This window comes from Azohydromonas lata NBRC 102462, from assembly GCF_001571085.1.
Lineage (GTDB): Bacteria > Pseudomonadota > Gammaproteobacteria > Burkholderiales > Burkholderiaceae_C > Azohydromonas > Azohydromonas lata.
The window spans coordinates 1-13,539 of sequence record NZ_BCTC01000055.1; the positions used below are offsets into that span (position 1 = coordinate 1).

General features: G+C 68.2%; 11 protein-coding genes. 7 read left to right on the forward strand and 4 right to left on the reverse strand.

Annotation, left to right across the window (positions count from 1 at the left end; all coding sequences use genetic code 11):
* From ALA01S_RS18525 to ALA01S_RS18550, 6 genes are all read left to right on the forward strand, one after another.
* Positions 1–916 (forward strand): fumarylacetoacetate hydrolase family protein (locus tag ALA01S_RS18525; protein ID WP_238455851.1); only part of this gene is annotated, 916 nt, incomplete at its 5' end.
* Positions 917–939: 23 nt separating this feature from the next.
* Positions 940–1,845, forward strand: coding sequence for a 3-hydroxyacyl-CoA dehydrogenase (locus ALA01S_RS18530; RefSeq protein WP_066339328.1), 906 nt, complete (start codon positions 940–942; stop codon positions 1,843–1,845).
* Positions 1,842–3,017, forward strand: a complete 1,176-nt coding sequence (locus ALA01S_RS18535; protein ID WP_066339330.1) for a thiolase family protein — start codon at positions 1,842–1,844, stop codon at positions 3,015–3,017. Before ALA01S_RS18530 ends, ALA01S_RS18535 begins: the two co-directional genes overlap by 4 nt.
* Entirely contained in the window at positions 3,014–3,544 is a 531-nt protein-coding gene (locus ALA01S_RS18540; protein ID WP_238455852.1) for a carboxymuconolactone decarboxylase family protein, read from the forward strand. The genes ALA01S_RS18535 and ALA01S_RS18540 overlap by 4 nt, the downstream gene beginning before the upstream one ends.
* Entirely contained in the window at positions 3,541–4,095 is a 555-nt protein-coding gene (locus ALA01S_RS18545) for a glutathione peroxidase (RefSeq protein ID WP_066339333.1), read from the forward strand. The genes ALA01S_RS18540 and ALA01S_RS18545 overlap by 4 nt, the downstream gene beginning before the upstream one ends.
* Positions 4,096–4,767: 672 nt before the next feature.
* Entirely contained in the window at positions 4,768–5,586 is an 819-nt protein-coding gene (locus ALA01S_RS18550; RefSeq protein WP_066339337.1) for a tyrosine-protein phosphatase, read from the forward strand.
* Positions 5,587–5,636: 50 nt separating this feature from the next.
* Here the strand turns inward: ALA01S_RS18550 and ALA01S_RS18555 are convergent, their stop codons facing one another.
* The 3 genes from ALA01S_RS18555 to ALA01S_RS18565 are packed head-to-tail and all read right to left on the reverse strand — an operon-like array spanning position 5,637 to position 9,058.
* The gene (locus ALA01S_RS18555) at positions 5,637–6,746 is read right to left on the reverse strand and encodes a CapA family protein (RefSeq protein ID WP_066339338.1); all 1,110 of its coding nucleotides are present in this window, start codon (positions 6,744–6,746) and stop codon (positions 5,637–5,639) included.
* Positions 6,747–6,756: 10 nt separating this feature from the next.
* A complete protein-coding gene (locus tag ALA01S_RS18560) occupies positions 6,757–7,821 on the reverse strand; it encodes a phosphotransferase family protein (RefSeq protein WP_169805960.1) in 1,065 nt (354 codons plus the stop codon).
* Between the two features lie 10 nt (positions 7,822–7,831).
* Positions 7,832–9,058 (reverse strand): phosphotransferase, encoded by a 1,227-nt coding sequence (locus tag ALA01S_RS18565; protein ID WP_084267705.1) that lies wholly within the window; start codon positions 9,056–9,058, stop codon positions 7,832–7,834.
* A 260-nt stretch (positions 9,059–9,318) separates the two neighbouring features.
* Between ALA01S_RS18565 and ALA01S_RS18570 the strand changes: the two genes are divergently transcribed.
* Entirely contained in the window at positions 9,319–12,042 is a 2,724-nt protein-coding gene (locus tag ALA01S_RS18570; protein WP_169805961.1) for a PAS domain-containing protein, read from the forward strand.
* Between the two features lie 204 nt (positions 12,043–12,246).
* On the opposite strand, the gene ALA01S_RS18575 is transcribed toward ALA01S_RS18570, so the two are convergent.
* Positions 12,247–13,407 (reverse strand): GGDEF domain-containing protein, encoded by a 1,161-nt coding sequence (locus ALA01S_RS18575; RefSeq protein ID WP_066339344.1) that lies wholly within the window; start codon positions 13,405–13,407, stop codon positions 12,247–12,249.
* Positions 13,408–13,539 lie beyond the last annotated feature (132 nt).

Genomic DNA, 13,539 nt, shown 5'->3' on the forward strand with positions numbered 1-13,539 from the left:
CCTGCGAGCTGCTGCACCTGGACCCGGCCAAGCTCAGCCGGCCCGCCACGCAACCGGCGGCGGTGAGCGCATGAAGCTCGCCCGCTGTACCGACGGCGGCACGCCGTTCTGGGCCGTTGTCGAGCCCGAGAAGGGGACGCTGCGTCCCATCGAAGGCTCGGTCGCGCAATGGGGGCCCGCGCTCACGAGAGGCGAAGGGGAAGCCGCGCTGCGCTTCACCGGCGCACAGCGGCCCATCTCCAGCGTGCGGCTGCTGCCACCCATCGAGAGGACCAACCGTGTCGTCGTCGCCGGTGCCAACTACGCCAAGCACCTGGCGGCCGACTTCGGCATCAAGTCGCACAGCCAGCCCATCGCCTTCCTCAAGGCCCATGGTGCGCTCATCGGCGCCAATGACGCTCTGCGCTACCCGCCGCTGACCAAGGAGCTCGACCACGAGGTGGAACTGGTGGCGGTGATCGGCGCCGAGCGCGTGGACCGCAGCAACCCGCTGTCCAGCGTGCTGGGCTACACGGTGGGCAACGACGTCAGCGCGCGCGACCTGCAGCGCAGCGGCCCGCCCGGCGTGGGCATGGACCTGTTCGCCGCCAAGAGCGCTGACCAGACCACCGGCCTGGGGCCCTGGATCGTCACGCGCGACGAGTTCCCGCAAGGCTCGCCGAAGCTGCGCTTGCTGCTGCGCGTCAACGGCGACGTGCGCCAGGACGGCAACACCGCCGAGATGACCTGGGACGTGGGCCAGCTGGTGTCCTTCGTGGATGAGCGCTCGAGCTTCGAGTGCGGGGACGTCATGTTCACGGGCTCCCCGGCGGGTACGGCGCAAGGCAGCGGCAAGTTCCTGCAGCCCGGCGATGTGGTGGAGGCCGAGGTGGAGGGCATCGGCACGCTGCGCAACGTCGTCACGTTGATGGATTGAACCCAGACAGAGAGAAAGACTTCATGAGCATCACGAACAACAAGGTCGTCGTCGTCGGCGCCGGCCTGATGGGAACGGGCATCGCGCATGCCTTTGCCAGCAGTGGCTTCACCACCGTGCTGGTGGACAGCAATGCCGCAGCCACCGACAAGGCACTGGCGGCGGTGGCCAAGATCCTGGACGACGGCGTGCGGCTGGGCAAGGTCGAGGCTGCGGCTGCCGAGGCTGGCAAGGCGCGGCTGACGGTCGAGGCGGACCTGGCCGTGGCCGCCGAGGGTGCGGCGCTGCTGGTGGAGACCGTCACCGAGAGCCTCGCGGTCAAGAAGCAGGTGGTGTCCACCGCTGCGCCGAAGATGGTGCCGGGCGCGCTCATCGCCACCAACACCTCCGCGCTGAGCGTCACCGAGATCGCCACGGCCGTGGAGCAGCCCGAGCGCGTCGTGGGCATGCACTTCTTCAACCCGGTGCACAAGATGAAGCTGGTGGAGCTGGTGCGCGGGCTCGCGACCAGCGACGAGGCCGTGGCCCGTGCGCGCGAGTACAGCGACGCGCTGGGCAAGACGTCGATCGTCGTCAACGAGGCGCCTGGCCTGACGACCAGCCGCATGTCGGCCATGCTCGGCAACGAGGCCATGTGGATGCTGCAGGAGGGCGTCGCCACGGCCGAGGACATCGACACGGCGCTGCGCATGGGCTTCAACCACCCCATGGGCCCGCTGGAGCTGGGTGACCTCACCGGGTGGGACACCCGGCTGTCGGTGCTGCGCTACCTGCACTCGACGCTGGGGGAGAAGTTCCGCCCCTGCCCGCTGATCATCAAGATGGTCGCCTCTGGCCGCCTGGGCCGCAAGGCCGGCGCCGGCGTCTACCGCTATGACGAGAAAGGCCAGCGCATCCCCGGCTCCGGCCTGAAGGCGAGCGTGCTGTGAGCGCCACCGATGTCGTGATCGTCGGCGCGGCGCGCACGCCCGTTGGCAAGTTCAAGGGCAGCCTGGCCGGCGTACGCGCCGACCATCTCGGGGCCGTGGTCATCAACGAGCTTGTGAGCCGCAGCGGCCTGAAGGCGGAGGTGGTGGATGACGTGATCTTCGGCTGCGTCACGCAAATCGGCGAGCAGTCGGCCAACATCGCGCGGACCTCGCTGCTGGGCGCGGGCTGGCCCGTCTCGATCCCCGGGCTGACCATCGACCGCAAGTGCGGCTCCGGCGAGGAGGCGGTGCATGTGGCCGCCGGGCTCATCGCCTGCGGCGCGGCTGACGTGGTCGTGGCCGGCGGGGCCGAGAACATGAGCCGCGTGCCCATGGGCAGCAACCGTGCCATCCACGGGGAGGCCTTCGGCTGGATGGCCGCGGATCGCCATGAGCTCACCAGCCAGGGCGAAGCCGCCGAGCGCCTGTGCGACGAGTGGCGCCTGGGCCGCGAGGAACTCGACGCCTATGCCGTGGAGAGCCACCGCCGTGCCGCCGCCGCGGCCGCGGCTGGGTATTTCCGCCAGGAAATCGTGCCGGTGCCGGTGGCCCAGGTGCGGGAGAAGGGCTTGGAGGACGAGGCAGCGCTGTTCCAGGCCGACGAGACCATCCGCCCCGGCACGGCGATGGAAAAGCTCGGCACGCTCAAGACGAGCTTCCGTCCCGACGGGCGGCTCACCGCGGGCAACTCGTCGCAGATCTCGGACGGCGCCGCGGCGCTGCTGCTGATGTCGGCCGACAAGGCCCGTGCACTGGGCCTCAAGCCCCGTGCGCGCATTCGCGCGGTCACCACCGTCGGTTCGGATCCGACCCTCATGCTCACGGGCCCGATTGCCGCCACCCGCAAGGTTCTCGCCCGCGCCGGCCTCACGCTTGACGACATCGACCTCTTCGAGGTCAACGAGGCGTTTGCGCCGGTGCCGCTGGTGTGGATGAAGGAGATCGGCGTGGCGCACGAACGGCTTAACGTCAATGGCGGCGCCATCGCGCTGGGCCACCCGCTCGGCGCCAGCGGCGCACGGCTGATGACGTCGATGCTGCACGAGCTGGAACGCCGTGGCGGCCGCTTCGCGCTGCAGTCCATCTGCTGCGCCGGCGGCATGGGCACGGCCACCATCATCGAGCGGCTGTGACGGTGGCGCGGCTGCCGCTGGTACCGCTGGAGGCCTTGCCGGGCGAGCTCGCTCAGGCGGTGCGGCATGGCCGCGCCACCCGCATGCTCAGCTCCACCGTGCCGGTACAGGTCTGGGCGCATCGCCCGCAGGTCGCGCTGGCCTGGCTGGCGCTGCTGGACCAATTCCACAACCATGGTGTGCTCGATGCGCGGCTGCGCGAACTGGTGCGGCTGCGCATTGCCACCTTCACCCAGTGCCAGGCCTGCCAGGTCGCCCGCAAGAGCGACGCGGTGGACACCCGGGACTTGGCGGTGCTGGCCTGCCAGGATGCCGACAGCGAGCACTTCAGCCCGGCCGAGCGCGCGGCGTTGCGCTACGCCGAGCGCTTCGCCGTGGACCCGCATGCCATCGACGATGGCGACTTCGACCACTTGACTGTCCACTTCACGACCGCCGAGATCGTGGAGTTGCAGATGTTCTGCGCGCTGATGCTGGCCGGTGGCCGCATGACGCTGGTGCAGCGCGCCTACGAGGAGAAACCTTGACCACGACCACTTCCCTGTACGACATCCCGCTGCAGGCCCTGGACGGGGCGCCCACCACGCTCGAGCCCTGGAAGGGGCAGGTGCTGCTGGTGGTCAACGTGGCATCGCAGTGCGGCCTCACGCCGCAGTACGCAGGCCTGCAAGCGCTGCACGAGCGTTACGGCAACCGCGGGCTGCAGGTCCTGGGCTTCCCGTGCAACGACTTTGCTGCGCAGGAGCCCGGCAGTGCGGCGGACATTCGCGACTTCTGCGACACGCGCTTCGGCGTGACGTTCCCGCTGTTCGCCAAGCTCAGCATCAACAGCGAGCCCCGGCACCCGCTTTACGCGGCACTGATTGCCGCGCAGCCGCAGGCACAGCCCTCCGGCGACGCCAAGTTGCACGAAACGCTGGGCAAGCACGGCCTGTTGCCCAAGCACGCCAGCGACGTGACATGGAACTTCGAGAAATTCCTCGTCGGCCGTGACGGCCGCGTGATCGGCCGCTTTGCACCCGACATCACGCCGGACGATGCGCGCCTGAGCGCGGCCATCGAGGCGGCGCTGGGCTGATTTCTCAGGCGCCATCGTCAATTGCGCAAACGCGTGAGACGATGACGGGAAAGACTGAACTGCTGTGGTGTTTGCGCTGCGCACTGTCGCGGGCACCATGGCCATGCGCTGCTCATTGCAAGGGCACATCCGCCCGCGCAGCGAGCCCAGCGCGCTGTACGAGGCCGCGAGCACGCAGCGAGGCCCTTGTCACGTGGGCCGCGGTGCTGGCCACGCACGGCCGAGCGCGGCATTTTCGTGTTCGACACGCTGCGCTTTTGCCGTGACCTGACTGTGAACCGTACACCGCCACGGCATGGACGAACTGCAGCGCCGCTCCGGTCGGCTCAGCGTGCCCGGAGTTGCTGCACTGTGGCTGGCGGCGCGGGGCCGCAGGACGTGTCTGGCCAGGCGCTGCAGCTGCTCACGCGCAAGGTCGGCCGCCGAAGCAGATGGGGGCATCCAGCACGCTCATCCTGCGGTCCCACCGCGCAGCTTCCTACTGTGCCCCTGCCGCAGCGCGGGGCGTTTCGGGGTGGCGATGTGAGCGTCACGGCGCCCTGGCGCTGCGAGCGGCCACGCCGGCCCCGATCAGCCGGGCCCCGGCCGGTGTGCGGTTTGCCGAGACAGCAGTGAGGAGCGCTGAGCGAGCCTGGCGGCTCTCCAGGCGCCTTCCAGGACCCAAGGACACACATGCCTGCATCGACCGGGACACCTGACGAGCATCGCCTGCTGCCGCTGGCAGGCGGGCACAACTTTCGCGACCTTGGGGGCTACGAAACCGCGGACGGCCAGCGCGTGCGCCGGCATGTCCTCTACCGCTCGGGCAAGCTCTCGGGGCTGACGTCGCAGGACGTGGCGCTGCTGGCGTCCAAGAGCATCCGGGTCGTGTGCGACCTGCGTACACGCGTGGAGCGCGAGAAGGAGCCATCGGTCACCGGCTTCAGCGCGTGGCATCGGGGCTGGGACTACGACGCCGGCCACAGCCGCCTGCGCCAAGTCGCTGCCGACCGGGAGGCCACCCCGCAGGATGTGCATGATGCGCTGGCGGCGACCTACCGGAAGATGCCCTGGCACTTTGCCGGTCCGTACGGATGCGTCATCAACCACATTGTCAGTGGCGACGTGCCGCTGGTGTTCCATTGCATGGCCGGCAAGGACCGCACCGGGTTGTTGGCCGCCCTGATCTTGCGGGTGCTGGGTGTCCCGGAAGCGACGGTGCTCGCCGACTACCTGCTCACGGACCGCTGCCTCGACATCGATGCACTGGTGGCCACCCCGCGTGCAGCGGGCTCCGATACCGCTGCTGCCGGCTTCGCCTACCTGCGGGCCATGCCGCCCAACCTGCGCGCCCCGCTGCTGAAGTGCCATCCGGCCTATTTGGAGGGTGCACTCAGGGCGGTCGAGGCCCGGCACGGCTCGGTGCTGGGCTACATGCACGAGGCGCTGGGCGTCGGTGCCGATGGCATGGCTGCCCTGCGCCATCGGCTGCTGGAGCCCGCCGGCCAATAGGCCGGACCAGCCCGCCGCACCTAAGGCGGGGTGCTGTGGCACCCGCCAAATCAGGAAATCACGACGCGGTCGTGCATCCGGGTGAAGCGGGCCTGCAGGCCCGCCGCCGCGCTGATCGCCTCGGTCTCGTCCGCGATCTCGCCAAACAGCGCATCGTTGGCATCCAGGAACGAGGGCCGTGTGGCCTCGTCAGCTAACACCGGCGTGAAGGCGACCCGGGCGATGCGTCCCTGCTCGATGTCGATCCTGGCCGCCAGGCCCCTGCGCTTGTCCTTGCCGACGACAGCTCTCACGCCGATGGGCGTGTCGCCGGTGTCGCGTGGCCCTTTCATCAGGAACTTGCCCAGCGAGTAGAAAACCACCTTGCCCTTGTAGACCTCGATGCCCTTGGTCACGAGCGTGCCGTGGCCCAGGATCAGGTCGGCGCCATGGTCGATGCAGGCACGCGCGGCCTCGCGCTGGTAGTCGCCGATCGCCACGCGGTCTTCCAGCAGGCCCCAGTGGACGCTGAGCACCACGATGTCGGCCTGCTCGCGTGCCGCGCTGATGCTGGCGCAGACCGCTGCCAGGTCCTTGCGGTCCACCAGTGTCCCGACCTGCGGCGCCAGCCCCCAGTCGTTCCAGTTGGGGTTGTGGAAGTAGCTGTGCCGTCGCAGCGGGGCGACGCCGGGTGTGCGGCGCCCGGCGTGGGCGCCGGGCAGCAGTGCGGCGGTGCAGCCCACGAATGCGACCTTCACGCCATTGCGCTCCAGCACCACCGGCGCCAGCGCCTCGGCGATGTTGCGGCCTGCGCCCACCGGCGCGATGCCTGATTCCCGCATGAGCTCCATGGAGCGCAGGAAGACCCGGTAACCGGCGTGCATCGAGTGGTTGTTGGCGAAGGACAGGACATCGAAGCCCTTGGCTGCCTTGAGGCGGATGGCTTGCGGATCCCCTGGAGTGAACAGGTCCTCGCCCTCCACGTCGTCGTTGAGGTGCGCTTCGACGGGATGCGTGTCCCCTGCCTCTTCCGCGTAAGGCCATTCGCAGTTGCCAAACGTGAAGTCGGCTGCCTGCAGGACGGGTGCGGCGGGGTCAAGCAGTGTCGCGTCGTAGCGGGCGATCATCACGTCGCCCACGCCCACGAGCGTGGCGCGTCCCGATGTGGTTTTCGTGGTCACGGTGTTGCTCCTAGGCCCGGCGGTCACTGTCCAGATACCGCGACAGGCGCTGCGTGGCGAAGTCGAGCAAGGTCTCGGACCGGTTGACGCTCTTGCCGTTGCGGAAGTCCCGGATGGAAATCACTGCATGCTTGAGCGCAGCGATGGCTTCGTAGTACTCGAAATGCGGCATCGGACGGCCGTAGAGACGCTCGAAGCCACGTATCGCGGCTTCCCGGTCGGGGATGCCGGCGATGCGCTGGTGACCAAGGCGCAAGCTGAAGAGGTCTTCCGCGTACAGCCACCAGGCCAGGTCGATCTCGGCCGGTCCGAGCGTCCCCACCTCGAAGTCCAGCAGCGACGCCACGCGCAGGTCGGCTGCGAATATCGTGTTGCCCATCCGGGCATCGTTCCAGACCAGTCCGGCGTGCTCCACGGGCGGCCGATGCTCCAGCAGATGGCGCAGCGCCCGCTCCAGCAGCGGGTAGGGCTCGCCTTGCGCGGCCCAGGCAAGCCACCGGCCGACGAAGTGCTCCAGGTAGAAGCCGGCATCCGGCGCATGCTGCATCTCCCGCGCCATGAAGCTGAAGTGCTGCCAGCCGATCCGGTGGAGCTTGGCCATCTCCGCAATGGCGTTCCACCATGCCCGCTCGCGCTGTGGGGCCGTCAGTTCAGCGGCGAACCAGCCCTGCGCGTGGTAGCTCGGGAAATCGGCGGGCACCCGTCCTTCGACCCGCTCCATGAGAAAGAACGGCGCCCCCAGGATCCCGGCGTCCTCCTGCGCCAGGAACAGGCCTGGGACGGCCACGTCGGCAGCATCGGCGATCGCGGCCATGGTCCGGTACTGATGCAGCACGTCGGACTGCAGCGGACAGGCCGCCTCGCGCTGGATGCGAGCCACCAGGTCCCGCTCGTGCGCCACGCCCTGCTCATTCCAGCTCAGCTTGAACAGGATGGTCCGGCTTGACGATCCCTGTGCCGGCTCGACCGGGTCGCTGATGCCCAGGTCGCGGGCACCAGGCATCCGCGTGGGCAGCCAGCCGCGCAGGCGTTCCATCAGAGAGGCGGTGCTGATGGGAGCGGCATGTTCCTTCATCATGGAATGGTTACGGCTCAATGCCGACTCCAAGCAGCTTGCGCAGCCCCGAGGCGATCGGCCGTGCGCCTTGGCCCAGACACACGGTGCGCCGCGGTGCCTTGCCAGCAGTCAGCAGCGGGATGGTTTCCAGATCCTCAGCCGCGCAGAAGAAGCGCTCGACCATGTGCATGCCGCCCTGACCCCAGTGGTCGACGTTGGCCAGCCAGGCCTGCATGCCGTAGACCGGCCAGCGGCGAAAATGTGCCCAGGCGCTGTCCTGGTCCGGCACGTCGCGCGCACCCGTGGCCGACAAGGCTTCGCGGTAGTGACGGATGAGCTCGGCCGCCGAGGAGCGACGCTCCTCGATCGTCAGGGCGCCCAGCATGAAGTAGGTGACGTCACGCCAAGGCTGGCCCTGGCGCACCAGCTGCCAGTCGTGCCAGACACGCTCGCCGCCGGCACGCAGGAAACTGTTGCCCTGGTGCGAGTCGCCATGCACCAGGCAGCGTGGCCCGGGCTGGGTGCGCGCGAACTCCGCCAGCTCGTCAAAGGCGTGCGCCAGCAGCGTCGGCTGGTCGTAAAGCCAGCGCGGCAGGAAGGCCTGGTAGCTCGGCTTGGCCAGGTTCAGCTTGATGTAGTTGTACATGCGCAGAACCTGGTCGGTGTCGACCGGCGTGTTCATGGAAGCCTGCAGCCAGGACTGTGCCGCCAGCAGCGGGCTGTCCCACAAGGCGCCATGCAGCGCCGCCAGCGACTCCAGGCCCCTGGCCACCCCGTCTACGCCGAGGTGGTGCGCGCTGTTGCCAAATTCGCCCTCGGCCGCGCCCAGGTCTTCCATCACCACGATGCCCCGGCCCCCACCGTCGCCGTCCCAGTCGGCGTAGTAAGAGCGCGGCACCGGAGCTTGCAACTGGTCGCGCATCAGGTGGTAAAAACGTGCCTCCAACTCGCAGATATCCCCGCTCTCGAATCCCTCCGACCAGTTGGACTTCAGGCATACCTGGCTGGGAATGCCGGCGGCTCGTCCAACCTCGTTGAGTTCCAGTGCCACGCGCAGCTTGGTGGTGTGGCTGTTTTTGATCTCCACCGCCGACAGGCCGTGCACCTCGATGCCGGTGTAGCGGTGCGCCAGCAGGCGGCTCAGCCACTGCGGGGTGACCTCGTGCAGGTGGCGTGGCAGGCGGCCTTGGCGTGTGGGGTAGGGACGGTCCGATGGCGTGGGCGGCGAGGCGTCGGCTGCGTGTGTCTGGAGCATGCAGCCAGCGTAGCGAGCGCCCTGCGACGCGGGCAACCGCTACGCTCAGCTTTGTCTATCGCCGAACGCGCCTGACGTATCGATGGCCGACGGGCTGGTATGGTTGGAATTTGTCACAAGTCAAGGGGCCGGATGTCGACAGGAAGAAACTGCACGGGTTGCCGGCAACTCCCCGTGACGAACACGGCAGCCCGCGGTGCAAACCTGCACAAGGCCGTCCAGCTCTTGCAGCTTCGGAATTTGCTCCTAAAACAAGAATGATGGACAACCCCCATCGCCTGTGGAGCCTGCGCGACTTGGCGTTGCTGGCGCCTGAGCCCGAGTACGACGACCTCGTACGGGTGACGGCGCGGCTGTGCGGCACGGCCTCGGCTGCACTGACGCTCATGGATGGGGAGCAAACCTGGGTCAAGGCCTGCTTTGGCGCAGTGATGCCGGAGGTGGCGCAAGGCGTGTCGCTGTGCGCACAGGCCATCGCCGGCAGTGGTCTGTTCGTGCTGGAGGATGCCAGGCTCGACATCCGCTGGCGCGACAGTCCCCTGGTGAAGGAGGAGCCGCACATCGCCTTCTACGCCTGCGTGCCGCTCGTGCTGGAAAGCGGGGAGCGCGCAGGCATGCTGGAAGTATTCGATAGCGTGCCCCAACATCTCGACGCCGAGGCCGCGGACCTGCTGCGGCTCCAAGCGCGGCAGGCGGTGTGCCTGCTGCAGGCGCGCCTGGATCGACGGCGTCACCAGGAAACCTCGCAGCGGCTGGAGGCGTTGCAGGCCGTGGGCCATGTCGGCACACGGGAGCTGGAGCTGGCAAGCCAGCGCCTGCGCCTGGCCTGTCGCCTGGGCCGGCTCAGCGCCTGGGACTTCGATGTCCCGCAGCAGGCCCTGCACTGGGACGAGGAGCTGTTCCACATCTTCGGCTTAGACGTGCACCAGCAGCCCGATGTGGCTCAGGTCTTCGAGCATTTCGCACCACCAGACCGGGAGCGGCTGCGCGCCGCGTTCGAGAGCTGCTGCCGCGACGCACGGCCCTACGACCTGGTCCTGCGGATGACCAACACCCGCGGCGAAGCACTGTGGACGCGCTCCATCGGCGAGGCGGTGCGGGATGCCGAAGGCCGTGTCGTGCGCGTGCAAGGCGCATTCCAGGACATCACGCAGCAGGTGCACGCCGTCGAGGAGAGAAACCGCGTCGGGCGCCAGCTCGAAGCGACGCTGGAGCGCATGAGCGACGGCTTTTACCTCCTCGACCGCGACTGGCGCATGCTCTACTTCAACGCTGCGGCCGAACAGGTGCTGGCCAAGCCACGCGCCGCGGTGCTGGGGCGCCGCGTCTGGGAGGTATTTGCCGGGATTGTCGGCTCGGAGCTCGAGCGCACCTACCGCGATGTCATGGCGAGCGGCCGCACTGCGCGGCTGGAGTATCACTACCTGCGCCAGGATCGCTGGTACGACGTCACCGCGTACTCGTCCGACGAAGGCTTGGCGGTCTACTTCCGCGACATCACCGAGCGGCGCGCCGAGATAGAAACCTGGCGTCTTCTGGCCGAGGCCATGCCACTGATCGTGTGGACGGCGCGCACCGATGGGCAGGTCGACTACGTCAGTCCGGCACTTTCCTGCTATGCCGGCTTGCCGGGCGAGCGGTTGCTGTCCGAAGGCTTCGATGCCCTGGTGCATGCGCAGGATCGGGCCCAAGCAAGGGACGCCTGGAACAGGGCGGTCCAGACTGGACAGCCTTTAGAGGTCGAGCTGCGGCTCAGGCGGGCTGACGGGGTCTACCGCTGGCATCAGGCACGTGCGGTGCTGGTATCCACCGAGAAGAGCGGTACCCGCAAGTGGTACGGATCGTCCATCGACATCGACGACAACAAGCGGCTGGAGCAGTCCGCGCGCGCGCTGGCCCGTCGGCTGGAGTCCACGATGGAAAGCATCACGGACGGCATCTTCGCGCTGGATCGCGAGTGGCGCTTCACGCTGCTCAACCGGCAGGCCGAGGTGATGCTCAAGCGCCCACGCGACGAACTGCTGGGTCGCAACATCTGGCGGGAGTTCCCGCAGGCAGCCGGTTCGGAGTTCCAGCGACAGTATGAGCAGTGCCTGGCCAGCGGACGCATCGTTCGCTTCGAGGAACCGTTCGCACCACTGGGCGCCCACTTTGAAATCACGGCCTATCCCGCTGAGGAGGGCCTGACGGTGTTCTTCCGGGATGTCACGCAGCTCAAGCAGGCCCAGAGCGACCGCGCTGCGCGCGAGGCAGCGGAACAGGCCAACCAGGCCAAGAGCCGATTCCTTACGCACATCAGCCACGAGCTGCGTACGCCGCTGAATGCCATCCTGGGTTTTGCGCAGCTGATGCAGCTGGACGCGCAGACGCCGCTGGCGCCCAACCATGTCGAGTGGGTGCGCAAGATCCATGCTGCCGGTGAGCACCTGCTGGCCATGATCAGCGAGATGCTGGACCTTGCCCGCATCGAGGCCCGGGGTATCGAGCTGCGCCTGGAGTTGCTGGACATTCACGCGGTAGCCACGGCCAGCCTGGACGTCATGGAGCCTCAGGCGGCGGCTGCCGGTGTGTTGCTCACCAACGATGTCCCCATCGGGCTGCCGGCGGTACAGGCCGACGCCCTGCGGCTGCGCCAAGTGCTGCTTAACCTGGTGTCCAATGCCGTGAAGTACAACCGTCGCGGTGGCTGGGTGCGCGTGTCGGCCCAGGTTGTCGGCGACCGCATGCGCCTTGACGTGGAAGACACCGGGCCGGGCTTGAGCGACGAGCAGCTCGAGCAACTGTTCCAGCCTTTCAAGCGCCTGGGTGCCGAGCGCTCGAAGGTCGAAGGCACCGGTATCGGGCTCGTGATCGCCCGACGGCTGGCGCAGCTCATGCACGGCGACTTGCGCGCCGCCAGGGGAGTTGCTGGCGGCAGCGTGTTCACGCTGGAGCTTCCGATTGTCGGGGCTGCGGCCGATCCGGACCAGTCCCCAACGGGCTGAACGTGTTCGACAGGCATGGCGCGAGGGGCTGCAGCGGCGGCTCCTCACAGCCTGTCACTGCATCGCGCTGTCGGCCGATGCCCTTGGTGCACAGGGCCGGGTGCGCATGCACGCCACGCTTCGGCAGCTTCTGGACCAGGCCAGCTGATGACCCTGTGTCGTGCAGCAACTCGATGCGCAGTCTCACCGGACGTGCAGCCTTGATCAGCCGACATGCTTGTCGAGTGCACCGGCGTCGTTGCCAACGACCCGGTCCCGCTGCTGCTTGGCGATGTAGAGCCGGCGGTCAGCGCAGCTCAGCAGGCGCTGCAGGTCGCACTGCAGCGCGGGCTCCGTTGTGCTGGCCACGCCTGCACTGAACCGAATGGGGGGCAATGCGCTGTCGGCCAGGAGGTTGGCCCGTACGCGCTCGGCCACGCGGACGGCTTCGGCGGCGGCGGTATCGGGCAGCACGAAGAGAAACTCCTCGCCGCCCCAGCGGCCCAGCAGATCGCTGCGCCGCAACCCGGCCCGCGCGCGTGCCACGAAGCGTTTGAGAACCGTGTCGCCTACATCATGGCCGTGCTGGTCATTGATCTTCTTGAAATGATCCAGGTCACACAGCACCACCGACAGCGGTTGGCCGCGGCGGGCGCGCGCGAGCTCGCGCTCGAGTTGCGGCAACAGGCCGTGACGGTTGAGCGCACCGGTGAGGGCGTCGGTCATGGCGGTGGCGGCGAGCTTTTCGCGCAGGTCCTGGTACAGGCACTGCAGGAAACCTGCTGTACTGAACAGCGCCCACAGCATCTCTACCAGCAGCCCGCGCCGGGCTACCTGTTCCGAGGACGCAGCTGACGTGTCCAGCAGGAGCAGGTTGCTGATCAACATCAGCCCCGCCGTCGCAGCCAGCAGCCGTCCGCCCCAGGTGCGGCGTGCCAGCATCAGTGCCTCGCGCAGCAGCAGCATGCCCACGAGCAGCAGCCCGGCCAGGAAGATGTACAGAAACACCGTGATGTCCAGGACGGTATCCAAGGCGACCACGGTGGCACCCGCCAGCAGCGAGTGGCATAGCAGGCGGCTGCGGCGCACTTCGCACCCGCGCAGGCCACGCAGCCCCATGGCCTGCCAGTACAGGCCGCACAGCATCAGCGGCAGCATCAGTGTCATGCCCGGCAGATGCAGGCCCAGGAACGCGAAGACCTCCTCCAGCGGGGTCATCAACCGGGAGAGGATCAACAAGGACGCACCGATGAGCCAGGTGTCGAGCCGGACCGCGGCCGTATCCAGGCCCAGCCGCGTGACCAGCAGCACCACCCCCATGGCCGAGGCAAGGATGATGTTGAAGACAACGAGGGCCGGGGTGTCGATCAGGGTCAGGGCATGCATGTTTGCGCTATCGGCCGCTGCGCAGCCGGCTCGATGCCGCGGCGGGCGCAGCGTGTGCACTGCTGCACACGCCCGGGCCCCATGCCATGCCCAGGACGCGGGCCCCGGGTCGGCCCTGCACGCAGGGCTCGA

Coding starts and splice junctions, on each gene's coding strand:
- ALA01S_RS18530 (WP_066339328.1), top strand. CDS start 940: ATGAGCATCACGAACAACAAGGTCGTCGTCGTCGGCGCCGGCCTGATG.
- ALA01S_RS18550 (WP_066339337.1), top strand. CDS start 4,768: ATGCCTGCATCGACCGGGACACCTGACGAGCATCGCCTGCTGCCGCTG.
- ALA01S_RS18560 (WP_169805960.1), bottom strand. CDS start 7,821: ATGAAGGAACATGCCGCTCCCATCAGCACCGCCTCTCTGATGGAACGC.
- ALA01S_RS18565 (WP_084267705.1), bottom strand. CDS start 9,058: ATGCTCCAGACACACGCAGCCGACGCCTCGCCGCCCACGCCATCGGAC.
- ALA01S_RS18570 (WP_169805961.1), top strand. CDS start 9,319: ATGGACAACCCCCATCGCCTGTGGAGCCTGCGCGACTTGGCGTTGCTG.
- ALA01S_RS18575 (WP_066339344.1), bottom strand. CDS start 13,407: ATGCATGCCCTGACCCTGATCGACACCCCGGCCCTCGTTGTCTTCAAC.